This window comes from Streptomyces sp. NPDC006326 (assembly GCF_040612915.1).
Classification (GTDB): Bacteria; Actinomycetota; Actinomycetes; order Streptomycetales; family Streptomycetaceae; genus Streptomyces.
Window position 1 is genome coordinate 29,018 of sequence record NZ_JBEXRC010000028.1, and the last position, 17,413, is coordinate 46,430.

17 protein-coding genes are annotated in these 17,413 nt (G+C 72.8%); 9 read left to right on the plus strand and 8 right to left on the minus strand.

Features of this window, described 5'->3' with window-relative positions; genetic code table 11:
• The first annotated feature begins 55 nt into the window (after positions 1 to 55).
• The 4 genes from ABZ128_RS21695 to fabF all read left to right on the plus strand — a co-directional run bounded on the left by ABZ128_RS21695 (position 56) and on the right by fabF (position 3,647).
• Positions 56 to 973, plus strand: coding sequence for an ACP S-malonyltransferase (locus tag ABZ128_RS21695; protein ID WP_356850408.1), 918 nt, complete (start codon positions 56 to 58; stop codon positions 971 to 973).
• A 19-nt stretch (positions 974 to 992) separates the two neighbouring features.
• Positions 993 to 1,997, plus strand: coding sequence for a ketoacyl-ACP synthase III (locus ABZ128_RS21700; protein WP_356850409.1), 1,005 nt, complete (start codon positions 993 to 995; stop codon positions 1,995 to 1,997).
• Positions 1,998 to 2,055: 58 nt separating this feature from the next.
• Positions 2,056 to 2,304: an acyl carrier protein gene (locus tag ABZ128_RS21705; protein WP_125816520.1), complete on the plus strand. Its 249-nt coding sequence runs from the start codon at positions 2,056 to 2,058 to the stop codon at positions 2,302 to 2,304.
• 77 nt (positions 2,305 to 2,381) lie between these two features.
• Positions 2,382 to 3,647 (plus strand): beta-ketoacyl-ACP synthase II, encoded by a 1,266-nt coding sequence (gene fabF / locus ABZ128_RS21710; protein WP_356850410.1) that lies wholly within the window; start codon positions 2,382 to 2,384, stop codon positions 3,645 to 3,647.
• Between the two features lie 70 nt (positions 3,648 to 3,717).
• Here the strand turns inward: fabF and ABZ128_RS21715 are convergent, their stop codons facing one another.
• Entirely contained in the window at positions 3,718 to 4,212 is a 495-nt protein-coding gene (locus tag ABZ128_RS21715) for a DUF3145 domain-containing protein (protein ID WP_356850411.1), read from the minus strand.
• Positions 4,213 to 4,462: 250 nt separating this feature from the next.
• On the opposite strand from ABZ128_RS21715, the gene ABZ128_RS21720 reads away from it, so the two are divergent.
• Positions 4,463 to 5,359: an SGNH/GDSL hydrolase family protein gene (locus tag ABZ128_RS21720; RefSeq protein WP_356850412.1), complete on the plus strand. Its 897-nt coding sequence runs from the start codon at positions 4,463 to 4,465 to the stop codon at positions 5,357 to 5,359.
• Positions 5,360 to 5,442: 83 nt separating this feature from the next.
• Here the strand turns inward: ABZ128_RS21720 and ABZ128_RS21725 are convergent, their stop codons facing one another.
• Positions 5,443 to 7,881, minus strand: a complete 2,439-nt coding sequence (locus tag ABZ128_RS21725; RefSeq protein ID WP_356850413.1) for a glycoside hydrolase family 3 C-terminal domain-containing protein — start codon at positions 7,879 to 7,881, stop codon at positions 5,443 to 5,445.
• 172 nt (positions 7,882 to 8,053) lie between these two features.
• Between ABZ128_RS21725 and ABZ128_RS21730 the strand changes: the two genes are divergently transcribed.
• Positions 8,054 to 8,626 (plus strand): TetR/AcrR family transcriptional regulator, encoded by a 573-nt coding sequence (locus tag ABZ128_RS21730; protein ID WP_356850414.1) that lies wholly within the window; start codon positions 8,054 to 8,056, stop codon positions 8,624 to 8,626.
• 26 nt (positions 8,627 to 8,652) lie between these two features.
• A complete protein-coding gene (locus tag ABZ128_RS21735; RefSeq protein ID WP_356850415.1) occupies positions 8,653 to 9,423 on the plus strand; it encodes a carbon-nitrogen hydrolase family protein in 771 nt (256 codons plus the stop codon).
• Here the strand turns inward: ABZ128_RS21735 and ABZ128_RS21740 are convergent.
• The 3 genes from ABZ128_RS21740 to ABZ128_RS21750 form a co-directional block, all read right to left on the minus strand.
• Positions 9,420 to 11,009: a DUF2142 domain-containing protein gene (locus ABZ128_RS21740; RefSeq protein WP_356850416.1), complete on the minus strand. Its 1,590-nt coding sequence runs from the start codon at positions 11,007 to 11,009 to the stop codon at positions 9,420 to 9,422. The genes ABZ128_RS21735 and ABZ128_RS21740 overlap by 4 nt on opposite strands.
• A 13-nt stretch (positions 11,010 to 11,022) precedes the next feature.
• A complete protein-coding gene (locus ABZ128_RS21745) occupies positions 11,023 to 12,687 on the minus strand; it encodes a hypothetical protein (RefSeq protein WP_356850417.1) in 1,665 nt (554 codons plus the stop codon).
• A 181-nt stretch (positions 12,688 to 12,868) separates the two neighbouring features.
• Positions 12,869 to 13,450, minus strand: coding sequence for a DUF1707 and DUF4190 domain-containing protein (locus tag ABZ128_RS21750; protein ID WP_356850418.1), 582 nt, complete (start codon positions 13,448 to 13,450; stop codon positions 12,869 to 12,871).
• Positions 13,451 to 13,693: 243 nt separating this feature from the next.
• Here ABZ128_RS21750 and ABZ128_RS21755 point away from each other — a divergent pair, with 243 nt between their 5' ends.
• A complete protein-coding gene (locus tag ABZ128_RS21755; RefSeq protein WP_356850419.1) occupies positions 13,694 to 14,413 on the plus strand; it encodes a hotdog fold domain-containing protein in 720 nt (239 codons plus the stop codon).
• 22 nt (positions 14,414 to 14,435) lie between these two features.
• On the opposite strand, the gene ABZ128_RS21760 is transcribed toward ABZ128_RS21755, so the two are convergent.
• The 3 genes from ABZ128_RS21760 to ABZ128_RS21770 all read right to left on the minus strand — a co-directional run bounded on the left by ABZ128_RS21760 (position 14,436) and on the right by ABZ128_RS21770 (position 16,883).
• On the minus strand, positions 14,436 to 15,293 hold the full coding sequence (locus tag ABZ128_RS21760; protein ID WP_356850420.1) for an EI24 domain-containing protein: 858 nt from the start codon (positions 15,291 to 15,293) through the stop codon (positions 14,436 to 14,438).
• 83 nt (positions 15,294 to 15,376) lie between these two features.
• Positions 15,377 to 15,799: an organic hydroperoxide resistance protein gene (locus ABZ128_RS21765; protein WP_356850421.1), complete on the minus strand. Its 423-nt coding sequence runs from the start codon at positions 15,797 to 15,799 to the stop codon at positions 15,377 to 15,379.
• Between the two features lie 64 nt (positions 15,800 to 15,863).
• Positions 15,864 to 16,883 (minus strand): NADP-dependent oxidoreductase, encoded by a 1,020-nt coding sequence (locus ABZ128_RS21770; RefSeq protein ID WP_356850422.1) that lies wholly within the window; start codon positions 16,881 to 16,883, stop codon positions 15,864 to 15,866.
• A 97-nt stretch (positions 16,884 to 16,980) separates the two neighbouring features.
• Here ABZ128_RS21770 and ABZ128_RS21775 point away from each other — a divergent pair, with 97 nt between their 5' ends.
• Positions 16,981 to 17,403: a MarR family transcriptional regulator gene (locus tag ABZ128_RS21775; RefSeq protein ID WP_356850423.1), complete on the plus strand. Its 423-nt coding sequence runs from the start codon at positions 16,981 to 16,983 to the stop codon at positions 17,401 to 17,403.
• Positions 17,404 to 17,413 lie beyond the last annotated feature (10 nt).

Consider the following 17,413-nt stretch of genomic DNA (forward strand, 5'->3'; position numbering starts at 1 on the left):
TCTTCGTCCCTGTCCCCACGGGCGGCGGAGACCGTCCACAAGAGAGAGTGTGAGGGTGCTCGTACTCGTCGCTCCCGGCCAAGGCGCACAGACGCCCGGCTTCCTGACTCCCTGGCTCGAACTGCCCGGCGCCGCTGACCGCGTCGCCGCGTGGTCGGACGCCATCGGGCTCGACCTTGCCCACTACGGCACGAAGGCCGACGCGGACGAGATCCGCGACACGGCCGTGGCCCAGCCGCTGCTGGTCGCGGCGGGGCTGCTGTCCGCGTCCGCGCTGGGGTCGCGTACGGCCTTCGGCGCCGTCGCGGGCCACAGCGTCGGCGAGATCACGGCCGCCGCGTATGCGGGTGTGCTGTCGGACGCCGACGCGCTGTCGTTCGTACGGACCCGTGGCCTGGCGATGGCCGAGGCCGCCGCGGTCACCGAGACCGGCATGGCCGCGGTGCTCGGCGGGGAGCGCGACACCGTCGTCGCGCACCTGGAGAAGCTGGGTCTGACGCCCGCCAACATCAACGGTGCGGGGCAGATCGTGGCCGCGGGGACCATGGAGCAGATCGCGGCCCTGGAGGCCGAGAAGCCCGAGGGTTCCATGAAGGTCGTCGCCCTCAAGGTCGCGGGCGCCTTCCACACGCACCACATGGCTCCGGCCGTCGACACACTGGAGAAGGCCGCGCAGGCCCTCACCCCGGCCGACCCCGAGCTGACGTACGTCTCGAACAAGGACGGCCGCGTCGTCACCACGGGCGCTGACGTCGTCGCCCGGCTGGTGGGCCAGGTCGCCAACCCGGTCCGCTGGGACCTGTGCATGGAGACCTTCGCCGAGCTGGGTGTCACCGGTCTCGTCGAGCTCAGCCCGGGTGGCACGCTGACGGGTCTGGCCAAGCGCGCGCTCAAGGGCGTGCCGACGGTGGCCCTGAAGACCCCGGACGATCTCGACAAGGCCGCAGCGCTCCTCGCCGAGCACGCGGCCTGAGACAAGGAGCCCACACAGCATGTCGAAGATCAAGCCGGCCAAGGGCTCTCCGTACGCCCGCATCCTCGGCGTCGGCGGCTACCGGCCGACCCGGGTGGTCCCCAACGAGGTCATCCTGGAGACGATCGACTCGTCCGACGAGTGGATCCGCTCCCGCTCCGGTATCGCGAGCCGGCACTGGGCCTCGCCCCAGGAGACCGTCGCCGCGATGTCGGTGGAGGCCGCCGGCAAGGCGCTGGCGGATGCCGGCGTCTCGCCCGAGCAGATCGGTGCCGTGATCGTCTCGACGGTCTCGCACTTCAAGCAGACCCCGGCCGTCGCGACCGAGATCGCGCACCGGGTCGGAGCGGTCAAGCCCGCCGCGTTCGACATCTCCGCCGGCTGCGCCGGTTTCGGCTACGGGCTGACCCTGGCCAAGGGCCTGGTCATCGAGGGCTCGGCCGAGCACGTCCTCGTCATCGGTGTGGAGCGGCTCTCGGACCTGACCGACCTGGAGGACCGCGCGACGGCCTTCCTGTTCGGCGACGGCGCGGGCGCCGTCGTCGTCGGTCCGTCGGACGAGCCGGCCATAGGCCCCACGGTGTGGGGTTCGGAGGGCGACAAGTCCGAGACGATCAAGCAGACCGTGCCGTGGGACGAGTACCTCGGCAAGGACGGCGGCGAGAAGTTCCCCGCCATCACGCAGGAGGGTCAGGCGGTCTTCCGCTGGGCCGTCTTCGAGATGGCCAAGGTGGCCCAGCAGGCGCTCGACGCCGCCGGGATCACCGCTGATGACCTGGACGTCTTCATCCCGCACCAGGCCAATATGCGGATCATCGACTCGATGGTGAAGACTCTCAAGCTGCCGGAGCACGTCACGGTCGCCCGTGACGTGGAAACCACCGGCAACACGTCGGCCGCCTCGATCCCGCTCGCCATGGAGCGGCTCCTGGCGACCGGAGCGGCGAAGAGCGGCGACACCGCGCTCGTCATCGGCTTCGGGGCGGGGCTCGTCTACGCCGCGACGGTCGTTACCCTCCCCTAGGGCCCGGGATCCACATCCCGCCCTGTTTCACCCCAGTCAGCTATAGAAGGAGCGCCACATGGCCGCCACGCAGGAAGAGATCGTCGAAGGTCTCGCGGAGATCGTCAACGAGATCGCGGGCATCCCGGTCGAGGACGTCGAGATCGACAAGTCCTTCACCGACGACCTGGACGTCGACTCGCTGTCCATGGTCGAGGTCGTCGTCGCCGCGGAAGAGCGCTTCGACGTCAAGATCCCGGACGAGGACGTCAAGAACCTCAAGACGGTCGGCGACGCCGCCGACTACATCCTGAAGCACCAGGCCTGAGCCTGACGTGAGCTGTCGCCACCCGGCGGTGGCGCCGTGACAATTCAGCACCCCTGAGACGTGGAGAAAGAATTCCTGTGAGCCCGACCAATCGCACCGTGGTCGTCACCGGTATCGGCGCAACCACTCCGCTGGGTGGCGACAGCGCATCGACCTGGGAAGGTCTGCTCGCCGGTCGTTCCGGCGTCAAGCCCCTTGAGGGCGAGCGTTTCGCCGAACTCCCGGTCCGTATCGCCGCTCCGGTCGCCGTCGACCCGAGTGAGGTCCTGCCCAAGCCGCTGGCCCGCAAGCTGGACCGGTCGGCGCAGTTCGCCGTCATCGCGGCCCGCGAGGCCTGGGCCGACGCGGGATACACCGCTCCGGCGGGCGAGGACGAGTCCGTCGCGCCCACCAGGCTGGGCACCGTGATCGCCTCCGGTATCGGCGGCGTCACGACGCTGCTCGACCAGTACGACGTACTGAAGGAAAAGGGTGTGCGCCGGGTCTCCCCGCACACCGTCCCCATGCTCATGCCGAACGGCCCGTCGGCCAACGTCGGCCTGGAGGTCAACGCCCAGGCGGGCGTGCACACTCCGGTCAGCGCCTGCGCCTCGGGCGCCGAGGCCATCGGCTACGCCGTCGAGATGATCCGTACCGGCCGCGCCGACGTGGTCGTCGCGGGCGGCACCGAGGCGGCGATCCACCCGCTGCCGATCGCCGCGTTCGCCAACATGATGGCGATGTCCAAGAACAACGAGAACCCCGAGCAGGCCTCACGCCCATACGACAAGGACCGTGACGGCTTCGTGCTGGGCGAGGGCGCGGGAGTCGTCGTCCTGGAGTCCGCCGAGCACGCCGCCGCACGCGGCGCCCGGATCTACTGCGAGGTGCTCGGCCAGGGCCTGTCCGCGGACAGCCACCACATCGCGCAGCCGGAGCCGACCGGCCGCGGTGTCGCCGCCGCCGTGCAGAACCTGCTCGACAACACGGGTCTGGACCCGGCCGAGCTGGTGCACGTGAACGCGCACGCCACGTCGACCCCGCAGGGTGACACGGCCGAGCTGAAGGCCCTGCGCAAGGTCCTGGGCGACGACCTGGACCACATCGCGATCTCCGCGACGAAGTCGATGACCGGTCACCTGCTGGGCGGCGCGGGCGGTATCGAGACCGTGGCGACCGTGCTGGCGCTGTACCACCGGATCGCCCCGCCGACGATCAACGTGGACGAGCTGGACGAGGACATCACGGCGGACATCGTCCGCGGCGAGCCGCGCAAGCTGCCCGTGGACGGCCCGATCTCCGCGATCAACAACTCGTTCGGGTTCGGCGGTCACAACGTGACGCTGGCGTTCCGTACGGTCTGACACCCCGGCGGCTGCGTACGTCAAGGCCCCCTGCCCGGCACCTGCTGCCGGGCAGGGGGCCTTCGCATGTCTAGACGACCTGGTGGAGCCAGCGGACGGGGGCGCCCTCGCCGGCGTAGCGGAAGGGCTCCAGTTCGTCGTCCCAGGGTTTGCCGAGCAGTTTGGCGATCTCGGCCTCCAGGTCGGTCTCGCCGCGTGCCGAGCGGGCGAGGGCGGCGCGCAGCCGGTCCTCCGGGATCAGGATGTCGCCGTGCATGCCGGTGACGGCGTGGAAGATGCCCAGTTCCGGGGTGGAGCTGTAGCGCTCGCCCTCGGCGGTCGGGCAGGGTTCGGCGGTCACTTCGAAGCGCAGCAGGTGCCAGCCGCGCAGTGCGGAGGCGAGCTTCGATGCCGTGCCCGCTTCGGCCTGCCAGGAGAACTCGGCTCTCCAGGTGCCCGGCGAGGCGGGCTGCCTGATCCAGTCGAGGTTCACCCGCACCCCCAGCACGCCCCCAACAGCCCATTCCACGTGCGGGCAGAGCGCGCGCGGTGCGGAATGCACGTACAGAACTCCACGTGTCGTCACCGGGACCTCCAGTGTGGGACGAGGTCGGGAATAAACTCCAGAAAACGGACAGTTTGTGACGTGATGTAATGTAACGGAAAATATTGAACATTGCGCTGCGGGACCTGCGGCCGAAACGCCACGGGAAAAAGCTACCGTGCGCCAGGGGTCATGGTGTGACGTACGGTCGGTCCCGGGCCGCCGAACACAGAGCTTTCACTCAGCAGGACGCCCCCGGGGGACGCGGGGCGACGAGAAGGGGAACCACCCGATGCGCACCACCGCTCCGCGCCGCCGCGCGCGCCGGACCCTCGTGGGCGCGGGAGCGGCATTGGCCGTCGCGGCCGGGGCCCTGACCGGGTGTCAGTCGGACGGGCCCGCGCCCGACGGCGGGCACCGGGGGCAGGCCGGGCCGCGCTGGAACACCGCCCCCAGGTCGATCGCCGCCGTCGGCGACTCCATCACGCGGGGCTTCGACGCCTGTTCGGTGCTGGCGGACTGCCCGGAAGTCTCCTGGGCCACCGGCAACGACCCCGCCGTCCAGTCACTGGCCGCGCGGCTGCTCGGGGAGTCGGAGGTGCCGCTGCGCAGCTGGAACTACGCGGTGACCGGCTCGCGGATGGCGGACCTGGCGGGTCAGGTGGCCGCGGCGGCCGCGCACAAGCCCGACCTGGTCACGGTGATGGTGGGCTCGAACGACGCCTGCCGCCCGACGGCTTCCTCGATGACCTCGGTGGCGCAGTTCCGGGCCGGGTTCGAGAAGGCCCTCGCGGACCTGCGGGCGGCCTCCCCCGCCTCCCAGGTGTACGTCTCCAGCGTGCCGGACCTCCAGCGGCTGTGGGAGCAGGGCAAGGACAGCCCGATGGTGCGGCAGGTCTGGAAGCTGGGCATCTGCCAGTCGATGCTCGCGGACCCCCTGTCGGCGGCCGCCGGGGCGACGGCCCGGCGCGAGCAGGTGCGGGCGCGGGTGGTCGAGTACAACGAGGTGCTCCGCGAGGTCTGCGCGAAGGACGCCCTGTGCCGCTACGACGGCGGGGCGGTGTTCCAGTACCCCTTCGGCGCCGGGCAGTTGAGCCGCTGGGACTGGTTCCACCCCGGCAAGGACGGCCAGGCCCGGCTCGCGGAGCTCGCGCACCGCCAGGTGACGGCCGCCCAGCCGCCGCGTTAGCGGCGTGGCCGGGGACCGGAGGAGGGTGTCAGGGCCCTCCTCCGGTCCGGATCAGGGGTGATTTCCGGCCATCCGCGGAGGTCCTAGAGCTCCAGCGTGGCGGTGAGGCGGGTGTCCCCGTGCGCGCGGCCGGCGCGGACCTCGTAGGTGCCGCCGATCCGCTGCCAGCGGTGGGCCGGCTCGTCCCAGATCTCGAAGGCGCGGTCCGGCAGGGCGATCTCCGCCTCGACGCTCTCCCCGGGGGCCGCCTCGACGCCCGCGAAGGCCGCCAGCCAGCTCGCCGGGCGCTCGGCCCGGTCGGCCACGGGGGCGAGGTAGACCTGGACGACCTCGCGGCCGTGCCGGGTGCCGGTGTTGGTGAGGCGGACCCGGGCGGTGGCGCCGGTGACCTCCAGGGACTCGTAGGCCCAGTCGGTGTAGCCGAGGCCGTACCCGAAGGGGAAGGCGGGGGCCACGCCCTGCGCCTCGTAGGCCCGGTAGCCGATGAGGAGCCCCTCGCCGTACTCCAGTCGGCCCTCGGTGGGGACGACCTCGGTGACGGGTGCGTCCGCGAAGGCGGCCGGCCAGGTGGTGGGCAGGCGTCCGCCGGGCTCGGTGTGCCCGAGCAGTACGTCGGCCAGCGCGGCCCCGCCCTCCTGCCCGGGGAACCAGGTCAGCAGGACGGCGGCGACATCCTCGCGCCACGGGAGCTCCACCGGGGAGCCGGCGTTGACGACGACGACGGTGTTCGGGTTGGCGGCGGCGACGGCGCGCACGAGGTCGTCCTGCCGGCCCGGCAGCATCAGGTCGCTGCGGTCGAAGCCCTCGGACTCCACCCGCTCGGTGGTGGCGACGACCACGACGGCGGTGTCGGCGGCGCGGGCGGCGGCCACCGCCTCCGCGATCAGCTCGTCGGGGTCGCGCCGCGGACCGAGGTGGAGCAGCGAGAACATGATCGCCTTGAGCGGGAGGGCGGTCATGTCGGGGACCTGGAAGGTGAGCGAGACCTCGACCGGCTCGTCCGCGGTGAGCTCGATGCGGGCGCGCTCGCTGGGGGCGCCGAAGAAGGCCTCGAAGGGATCGGCCTCGTTGCCCAGCTCCTGCACGCCCTCCCAGAGGGTGCGCCCGCCGACGGCGAGGGTGAAGGAGCCGAGCCCGCGGGTGCCGAAGGCGTGCTCGCCGCTCTCGCGCGGCAGGAAGCGGCCGGTGACCTCGATGCTGGCCATGGTCTCGTACGAGGCGCCGGCCGGCAGGTCGTCGCCGATCCACTGCACCTGGCCGGACGGCAGGCCGCCTTCGCCGAGGACGGCGCCGGAGGCGTCCCGGCAGACGGCGCGCAGCTCGAAGCCCTTGTCGGCGGGGGTGGGTTCCTCGCTGGGGTCGGCGCCGACGGCGTAGGTCAGGGCGCCCTCGGGCAGGGCGGCGGTGAGCCCGTCGAGCGGGGAGACCACCCGCTCGGGGAAGACGGTGGCCGAGCCGCCGCCGAGGACGCGGGCGTCGCGGGCGGCGGCGCCGATGAGGGCCACCGTGCGGCCGGGCGCGGCGTCGAGCGGCAGCGCCGCATCCCGGTTGCGCACGAGGACGAAGCCGCGGGCGGCGATCTCACGGGCCAGCGCCGGGCCGTCGATGGGGGCCGGGGGCTCGGTGACGACGGGGGGCGCGCCCTCCAGGGCGCCGACGCGGGCGGCGAGGCGCAGGACGTTGCGCACGGCCGCGTCCACGGCCGACTCGGGGACCCGGCCCGCGCGGACGGCCTCGGCGAGGGCGGGTCCGTAGACGGTCTGCGGTCCGGGCATGGCCACGTCGAGGCCGCCGAGGATGCCGGCGGTGGTGGAGCGGGCGGCCATCCAGTCGGAGACGTTGTAGCCGTCGAAGCCCCATTCGCCGCGCAGGACTTCATTGACCAGGTGCTGGTGCTCCGTCATGGTCGTGCCGTTGACCTGGTTGTACGCCGTCATGATGCCCCAGGGCCGGGCGCTGGTGACGATGGCCTCGAAGGGGGCCAGGTACAGCTCGCGCAGGGGGCGCGGAGCGATCGCGTTGTCGACGGTGAACCGCTCGGTCTCGGCGTCGTTGCCGACGAAGTGCTTGACGGTGGTCCCGACGCCGCCGTCCTGGACGCCGTTCACGTAGCCGCTGCCGATGGCGCCGGTGAGGTGGGGGTCCTCGGAGTAGCACTCGAAGTGGCGGCCGCCCAGCGGGGAGCGGTGCAGGTTGACGGTGGGTGCCAGGAGGACGTGGACGCCCTTGCGGCGGGCCTCCTGGGCGAGGAGCCGGCCGGCGCGGCGGGCGAGCGCGGGGTCCCAGGCGGCGGCGAGCGCGGTCGGGGAGGGCAGGGCGATGGACGGGTCGTCGGCGGTCCAGCGCACGCCGCGGACCCCGACGGGGCCGTCGGACATGACGAGGGACTGCAGCCCGATCTCGGGGAGGGCGGGCAGGGACCACATGTCCTGGCCGGCCAGCAGGCGGGTCTTGGTGTCGAGATCGAGCTTGCCGAGCGCCGCTTCCACGACGTCGTTGCGGACCTGATCGGCATCGGTCACGGCCGTGCCTCCTCGTTGGGTGCGTGCGGGTGGTGCGGTGCGGTGGGGTGACGCGGTGAGGGTGCCCCCATCGTGAACCCGTTCCCTGGTGAGCGGTAGGGTTCGTAACTCTTTCGTGATATGCGGATAACGTACGGGGTGCAGGCGGGTCGACGGGAGAGGTGCCGGGGCGATGGCCAGGGCGAGGAGCGAGGAGCGGCGCGGCGACATCGTCCGCGCGGCGGTCGAGGTGATCGCGGAACGCGGCTACCGGGGGGCGTCCCTGGGGGCGGTGGCCGAGCGCGTCGGCCTGACCCAGCAGGGGCTGCTGCACTACTTCCCGACCAAGGAGGCGCTGCTCGTCGCGGTGCTGGAGGAGCGCGACCGCTGGGACACCGGCGGCGGCTCCCGCGCCTCGGGCGGCGTCTGGCGGCTGGACCTGCTGGCCTCGCTGGTGGAGTACAACGCCATGCGGCCCGGGATCGTGCAGACGTTCTCGGCGCTGCTGGGCGAGAGCGTGACCGACGGCCATCCGGCGCGGGAGTTCTTCACCGAGCGCTACGCCCAGGTCCGCGGGGAGATGGCCTCGGTCCTGCGCGCCGAGTTCGGCGACCGCCTGCCCTCGGGGCTCAGCCCGGAGGAGGCCGCGCCGCTGCTGACGGCGGTGATGGACGGCCTCCAGTACCAGTGGCTGCTGGCCCCCGAGTCGGTGGACATGCCGGCCGCGTTCCGCTCGTTCCTGACCTTGCTGCGCGGCTCCGCGTAGCCGGCCGGGATGGCATGCTGGGGGCCGTGAAGATCGCCGCAGCCCAGCTGACCTGCGTCCCGGCCGACCCGGCCGCCAACGCCGCCCGGACCGCCGCCCTCGCCGCCGAGGCGCGGCAGCAGGGCGCCGAGCTCGTCGTCTTTCCCGAGTTCGCGCTCACCGGCTACGAACTGCAGGCCCTGGCCGGCGATCCCGGCCTGTGGATCGCGGACGCCGACGACCCCCGGCTGGACCCGGTCCGCTCCGCGGGGATCGCCGTCGCGGTCAACGTCGCGCTGCGCACCGCCGGCCCGCTGCCGGCCATCGCGACGCTGGTGTACGGGGCGGACGGCGGACACCTGACCACGTACGCCAAGCAGCACCTTTACGGGCACGAACAGGGTGCCTTCGCCCCGGGCGGCGCCGACGGCCGCTTCGAACTGGGCGGGATCCGCTTCTCCCTGGCCGTCTGCTACGACAACCACTTCCCGGAGCTGACCGCCCGCGCGGCGGCCGACGGCTGCCGGGTCCACCTGGCGGCTTCCCTGTACGGAACCGGCGGCGGCGTCCAGGAGCGCGCCACCGTGTATCCGGGGATCGCCCGGGAGCACGGCCTGTACGTGGTGCTGGCCAACCACGTCGGCCCGGCCGGCCCCTGGACGGGCTGCGGCGGCGCCGCGGTGTGGTCCCCGGACGGCGCCCTGCTCGCCGAGGCCGACGACCGCACGCCCTCGGTGGTCACGGCAGAGGTGCCCGCGCGGGTGCCGTCACCCCTGGCGGCACCCGCGCCGGCACCCGCTCACGCGCCCGCGCCCTAGCCGACCGGCGCGGCCTTCGAGTGACGGCCGGACCGGACGCCCGCGGGCCCGGAGGCAGGCCCGTCCGCCGCGGCCGGCTCCCGGTCCCGCGCCAGCGCCGGAAGCGCCAGGGCGAACGCCGCCACCGTGTAGACGGCGGTCCACAGCGCCCAGCCGCCGGGCGGGTTCCAGTGCGCGGAGAACGGCACCCACGGTCCGCTCGTACCCACGGCGAAGCGGCGCAGGGTCCAGAAGAACGCCGCCGCGTCGGCCAGCGCGAGCCCGGCCACCGCGAAGCCGACCAGCCTGCGCCAGGGCATCCCCGCGCCGGGCGCCCTGCTTGCGCAGATCAGCACGGCCATCAGCGGCAGCCCGACGGCGAACGGCAGCAGGTAGCGCCCCTGCCACACCATGCCGAGCTTCTCCGCCTGCGAGGCCTGCGCGGCCACCGGCACCACCACGACGGCGACCAGCATGCCGAGCAGCGCCACCGCCTCCCGCTTGCGGCCGAAGGCCAGCCCCAGCGCGGTGAGGGCCGCGAGCACCCCCAGCCAGACCAGCCAGGTGAAGGCGGGCGCCGGGGTGTCCAGCCAGCCGAAGTAGCCCAGCATCTGGTGGACGTAGGTCTCGGTGTTGCCGAAGGTCTGCCGGGCGGCTTCCCTGGCGGTCAGCGAGCGCGGCGTGTTGATCACGGAGTTGTCGGGGTGCTGCGCCGCCCAGAGCAGCGCACCGGCCGTGGCCGCGCCGAGCAGCACCGTCCAGAGCCACAGCGCCTTGCGGCGCAGCACCGAGCGCAGCACTCCGCGCTGCTGGAGCAGCAGTCCGAAGAACAGCGCCCCGGCGAACCAGATCAGGCCCAGCGGGCGGATGTTGATCAGCACGAGGCCGCCGATGCCCACCCGGGCCAGCCGGCGGTTCAGCAGCCGGGGATCGGGCGACATCAGGACCGACAGCAAGGCGGTCCACACCAGGACTCCCGCGGCGATCTCGCCGCCGCTCGGGTTGACCATCCCGGCCATGTAGAGCGCCATCGGGGTGGCGGCGGCGGCCACGCCCAGCAGGGCGAGCGAGCGCCGGCGCCATTCGGCGGCCGTGACCACCGCACTCGCGAGCAGGGCCGAGCACAGCAGCGCCGACGCCAGCCGCATCAGGTACAGCGCGTGCGGGCCCTTGACCAGGAGGCTCGGCCAGCCCACGGCCAGGTAGTAGCCCGGGTGGTAGCGGCCGGCCGCGGTGGTGGCCTGTGCGGTCTTCCCGGAGTGCCCGATCGCGGGCGCGCAGGAGGCGGGCGTGCCCGCGTGCCAGGCGTAGCACTCGTGCTGCGTGGGCAGCTGACGGTACCACTCGGGGAGTTGCACGCCGGTCTCGGCGAACTTGCCCTCGATGCCCGCCACCATGTGCGGGACCATCACTTCGGGGCCGTTGATCTGCCCCCGGGCGACGGCCGCCGCCCGGATGAAGTGGGCGTGTTCGTCGGGGGAACCGCCGAGCGGGGTGGCGACGGCCCAGGAGGCCGCGAGCGTGAAGAACAGCGCGAAGGCGAGGGCCCAGAGCCGCTTGGGGGTGCGGGCCGACCAGTCGGCCAGCCGCGTCAGTGCGGAGATCATCTCGTCCCTCGGCTCATCGGATGTAGCTCAGCCAGCTCTGGTCGCCGTCCTTGGAGCAGACGCCGTGCGGTGCGAACTTCGGGCAGTTGCCGTCCTGCTTGCGCACGGTGTGCGAGACGTAGGGCAGGATCCGGTACGTGCCGTCCTGGGCCGGCATGTACCGGTCGGACATCGACGACGCGGCCGTGCCGAGCAGCAGCAGGAGCGCGCACAGGGCGCCGATCACCGCGCCTTCACGGCCCGGGAAGGCGGCGGCCGCGCCCCCGCTCCCGCCCGTACGCCGCCGCGCCGGCCGCAGCGAGACCAGGTGGGCCACCAGCGCGCACAGGATCAGGCCGCAGTAGAGCATCTGGTTGTTGGTGCGGGTGTAGAGCTGGACCGTCTGCGTCTCGTACATGTGCGAGGCGATGTACATCCGCATCACCCACGCGCTGATGAACATGGCGGCGATGGTGACGACCAGCGGCTTGCGGATGCCCAGCCAGACCGCGACGCCCAGACCGACGAAGGTCACCAGGGCGAACAGCCCGACCCCGCCGAACTCGCCCGGCGGCGGCCAGTCGCCCACCTTGCCCGGCATGTCGGTGCGCCACATCAGGTAGTACGCGGGGTCGGTGAAGTTGTCGAAGCGGAAGTTGTAGTCCTTGGTGGTCTGGCCCTCGCTCAGCATCACCCTCAGGTAGCGCCCGGCCACCGCGAGGAAGGCCGCCAGCGCCGCACCCATGAAGGCGGCGCCCTTGAGCGGGCCGGTCCGCCACGGGAAGTACAGCAGCGCCGCGAAGAACACCCCGGCCGCGCTCCACAGGAACCAGCCCGAGTACGTCAGGAAGAGCACGCCGAGCAGCACGCCGAACCCGGCGCCCGTCAGCAGCACCTTCCGCCGGCTCTCGCCGCCGCTGCGCCGCAGCGCCACCACCATCGCCACCAGCACCGGCACCAGCAGGGCGAGCACCGTCTGGCTGTACGGCTTGTACGCGTCGATCAGCGCGAACGCCGGCACGACGCCGAAGGCGAGCGCCCGCACCGGGCTGAGCAGCATCCGCCAGGCCAGGTAGACCAGGGGCCCGAACGCGGCGGCGCCGAGGATCTGCAGGTCCTTGAAGGCGTAGGCGGTGTTCCCGCCGTGGAACCACTCGGCGTAGTAACCGAGGGTGTAGAGGGGCGCCGGCGGATAGACCGGCGAGCCCGAGGGCATGCCGTTGGCCACGGCGTGCGCCCACTCGACGATCCGCCCGCTGTCGCCGTTGAGGCCGAACATCGGCCACGGCGTGCCCAGCAGCGACACCACCGCGCCGGCCGCGACGAAGCCGGCGGCCAGGCCGGCGATGGCCGCGGAGGCGATCCGGGCGGCCAGGTCGAAGTGCCGGCCGCCGCGCAGCCGCATGGCCAGGACCACGGCGGCGACGCACAGCAGGCCGAGCAGCACGAACCGCAGCTGGATCGCGGCCAGGCCACTTACCTGCGCGATCCGGTTCAGCGGGTTGAGCTTGAAGCCGCGGGCCAGGAGGGGGAGCACGAGCGCGGCGGCGAAGGCCACGACGGCTTCGAGGAGCAGGAGCGCGCCACGGGAGCGCAGGACGCGCCGCGGGCCGGAGGCCGACGGCGTCCGCGGCCGGCCGGCCTCTGTGCTCGGGGCGTCGGGGCGCACGGGCGCCGCCCCCTCGGTACTGACTGTCACGGACGGTCCCTACTGCTGGTCGGTGCTCGGCACAGCGGCCGGTCATCGTTGCTCGGCAAGCCACTGCCCGGCTCCGGGGCCGCATGGGACAGCCTTGGCTCTTGCTGCCAGGCATACTATCGGGCCACCGCGGGACGCCACCGGGCCCGGACGGGCGGCCCGGCCCGGGGCCCGCGCGGGCTCAGCCGAGGACGCCGGCCGCGGCGAGCAGGAAGAGCAGTACCCAGCCGCCCAGCGACAGCCAGCCGAGGACCAGGCCGACCGTGGCCGGACCGCCGCCCTCCTCGCCGCGCGCGCGGATCTGCGCCTTGGCGATGTGGCCGGTGATCACGGCGCCCAGGCCGGCGGCGCCCAGCGTCGGCAGGGTCATGACGCCCAGCACCAGCGAGGCAATCGCCATCCCGTTGACGCGCCGCGGCGGCATCGGCATCGGCATCGGGGCGAAGGCCGGTGGCGGCACCGGTGCCGCGGCGGCGAAGGGGAACACCACCGGTCCGGCCGGCAGGTCCGCGAGCAGCTGCCCCAGCTCGCCGTACGTCCGGGCCCGGTGCACGGCGTCGAAGCGCTGCTCGTACTCCTCGCGGGAGAGCCGGCCCTCGGCGTAGCCGGCCTTGAGGACGTCCACCGCCCGGTCGCGGTCGGTGTGCGAGGCGCGCATCGCGGACTGCGGACCCTGCAGCGGCGCCGGTGCGGGCGGCCAGGACTGCCCGTACGCCTGCTGCGGGTGCACGGGGTGGTGCTGTCCCCACGGTCGTTCGGCCATCCGGCCACCTCCCAGGCCTGCGCGGTACGCGTCGTTCCAGCACGTCACAGCATGTCCGGCTCGTCCGGCACCTCCGGCACGTCCGGCTCGTCGAGCCGTCCAGCACGCCACGGTGGCAGGACGGCAGGACCGCAGAACGGCAGAACGGCAGGACAACGGACGTCCAGGAGGGAGGACGAACGGGCGCACGCAATGGTTTCCGGTCCTCCCCGTCCGGCCGGCGGGTGTGATGAGGTGGCGGCCATGAACGACTTCGAGACGATCACGGTTGCGGCCCCCCTGTGCGGATATCCGGGGGTGGCCTTCGGCGGCTATGTGGCCGGGGTGCTGGCCGGGCGGTCGACCGCCAAGTCCGTGCGGGTGGACTTCCGGCGGCCGGTGCCCACGGGTACGCCGGTACGGCTCGGCCCTCGCGCCGACGGCGGCGCCGAGCTGACCGGTGGCGAGGAGCTGCTGGCCGCCGCGACTCCCGCCGATCCCGCCGTCGAGGTCCCCGAGCCCCCGTCCTGGGCCCAGGCCTCGGCAGCCGCCGACGCCTACCGCGCGGCCCCGCCGGACGGGCTGGTGGACTGCTTCGGCTGCGGGCTGAACCGCACCCCGGCGACCGGTCTGCGCCTGCACTGCGGCCGGGTGGCGGGCCGTGACCTGGTCGCCGCGGCCTGGACCCCGGCGCCGGAACTCGCGGGCGCGGACGGACTGCTGCCGCCCGAGCTGGTGTGGGGCGCGCTGGACTGCCCGGGCAATGCGGCGGGCCGCATCCTCGACGACCGCCGGGCCGGCGCCGTCACCGCCTCGCTGACCGCGCGGCTGCTGCGGCCGGTCCCGGTGGGCGAGGGGCTCGTCTCGTACTCCTGGCTGCTCGGCTCCGAAGGCCGCAAGTACCGCGCGGGCACGGCCCTGACCACGGCCTCCGGCGACCTCTGCGCGCTGGCCGAGGCGCTCTGGGTCCAGCCCCGGGCCTGAGGAGCTCCCGGGGGCGCGGCCCTTACGAGTACGCGGGCGGCGGCGGTCCGAAGCCGCCGGCCCCGGCCTGCTCGCCGGACCCGCCCCCGCCGCCCGGGCCCTGGGCGGCCGGCCCCTGGGCGCCCTGCGCGGTTTCCGGCTCGTCCTCCCCGGCCAGCTCGCGGGCCATCAGGGTGGCCCCGGCCACCGCGCCCGGCATCAGGAACACCGCCACCAGCGGTACCAGGAACGCCAGCACCAGCGGCACGCCGAACCCGAGCGCCATCATCCGCCGCGCCCGCAGCATGCCGAGCCGCTCGCGCAGTTCCACGCGGCGCCGCTGCAGCGCGACGGCGGTGAGCTCCTCGGTGAGGAAGTAGCCGGAGACGCAGAAGCCGATCACCGGGACCACGGTCTGCCCGATCACCGGGACGAAGCCGAGCGCGAAGAGCAGGATCCCGTAGCAGAGCACGCGGACGAGCACCCGCACGCTGTCCCGGGCGGAGATCCACAGCTCCCGTCCCAGGGAGAGCCCGGACTCGGGGACCTCGCCGCCCTCGCTGCGGTCGACCTGCTCCGAGAGCGACTCGTAGAAGGGCTGGCCGATGAGCAGGGTCACGGCGGTGAAGGTGATCACCGCGAGGAACAGCCCGAGGCAGAAGACCAGGGCGGTCAGGAACCCGCGGAACAGTCCGAGCCAGGGCGAGGACCAGTCGTCGGCGAACGGGGTGGCCCAGGCGGTCAGGTCGTCGGCGCCGTAGCCGAGCCCGATCAGCGCGCCGGCGTACAGCACCAGCGACACCAGCCCGGGCAGCAGCCCGAAGCCCAGCCACCGGCCGTGCCGGAACACCCAACGCTGTCCGGCCAGCAGATGGCCGAATCCCCCCGCAAGATCACGCATGGGCCCAGCTTAGAACGGCGGACGGCGAAGGCCGCACCCCGGTGCCGGGGTGCGGCCTTCGGCGTCAGGCGCGAGCGGCCGGATCAGACGGCGAGCTCGACCGTGATGTTGCCGCGGGTGGCCTTGGAGTACGGGCAGACCTCGTGGGCCTTCTCGATCAGGTCCTTGGCGGTGGCGGCGTCCACGTTCGGGATCACGGCGGAGATCTTGACGATGATGCCGAAGCCCTCGTCGTTCTTGCCGATGCCGACCTCGGCGGTGACCGTGGAGCCGGAGATGTCGGCGTTCTCGTTGCGGGCGACGACACCGAGCGCACCCTGGAAGCAGGCGCTGTAACCGGCGGCGAACAGCTGCTCCGGGTTGGTGCCGGCGCCGCTGCCGCCGAGCTCCTTCGGCGGGTTCACGACCACGTCGAGCTGGCCGTCGTTGGTGGCCACGCGGCCGTCACGGCCGTTCTCGGCGGTGGCGACGGCGGTGTAGACGACGTCGGACTGCTGGATGGACATGTGAAGGGATCCTCCTGGTAATCGCCGCGACTCGCGCCCACGGTCACGACGGTGTGCAGTGAGCCTAACGGGTGAAGGAAACGATCATCTTTCCGGTGTTGTCCCCGCGCAGCATGCCGAGGAAGGCCCCGGTGGCGTTCTCGACTCCCTCGACGACCGTTTCGTCGGCCACGAGCTGCCCGGAACGCAGCCATCCGGCCACGTCCTGGACGAACTGCTGCTGCAGTCCGGCGTGGTCGTTGACGAGGATGCCCTGCAGGCGCAGCCGCTTGCCGATGACCTGGATCAGGTTGCGGGGGCCGGGGGCGGGCTCGGTGTCGTTGTAGTGGGCGATCGCGCCGCACAGGGTGGCCCGGCCGCCCACCTTCATCGAGGAGATCGCGGCCTCCAGGTGGTCGCCGCCGACGTTGTCGAAGTAGACGTCGATGCCCTCGGGGGCGGCGTCCTTCAGCTGCTCGCCTACGGGGCCGTTCTTGTAGTTGAAGGCGGCGTTGAAGCCGTACTTCTCCGTGAGGAGCGTCACCTTCTCGTCCGAGCCGGCCGAGCCGATCACCCGGGAGGCGCCCTTGATCTTCGCGAACTGGCCGACGAGGCTGCCGACGGCGCCGGCCGCGCCGGAGACGAAGACGGAGTCGCCCTCCTTGAAGGAGGCGACCTCGAAGAGACCGGCGTAGGCGGTCAGGCCCGGCATCCCGAGGACGCCGAGGTAGGCGGAGAGCGGGGCGAGCGAGGCGTCGACCTTGGTGGCGTGCCGGGCGTCCACGTCGGCGTACTCGCGCCAGCCGAGGCCGTGCAGCACGTGGTCGCCGACCTCGAAGCCCTCGGCGGCGGAGGCCACGATCTCGCCGACGGCGCCGCCCTCCATGGGCTGGTCCAGCTGGAACGGCGGAATGTAGGACTTCACGTCGTTCATCCGGCCGCGCATGTAGGGGTCCACGGACATGTGCAGGTTGCGTACGAGGATCCGGCCGGGGGCGGGGGCGGTGACCGGCGCCTCGCGCAGGGCGAAGTCCTCGGCGACGGGCCAGCCCTGCGGGCGGCGGACGAGGTGCCATTCGCGGCTGACGGCGGGGATCTCGGACATGGGGGGCTCCCGGGTGCATCGAAGATTACTTCATAACGTGAAACAACCATGCTCCTGGATATTTCAGGTTGTCAAGTAAATGGGTACTCTGGTTCCCATGCCCAGTCGTCATGTGGATCCCTTGACCCTTGAGGTCGTCGAGCTCATCGGCGACGTCGTGGCCCGCTACCACCAGGAGTACGAGCACGCGGCGGCCAGCCACCAGCTCACGGGCGCCCAGGCCCGGGTGCTGAACCTGCTCTCGCTGGAACCGATGGCCATGCGCCGCATCGCCCAGAAGCTGAAGTGCGAGCCCTCCAACATCACCGGCATCGTGGACCGGCTGGAGACCCGCGGCCTGGTCGAGCGCAGGCCGGACCCGGTCGACCGCCGGGTCAAGCTGGCGGCCCCGACGCAGGAGGGCCTCCAGACGGCGGACCGCCTGCGCGAGTCGCTGGACTTCGCGCGGGAGCCGCTGGCCGGGCTCTCGACGCAGGAGCGCACCGCCTTGCGGGACCTGCTCCGGCGCATGCTGGGCTGAGCCGGGCGCG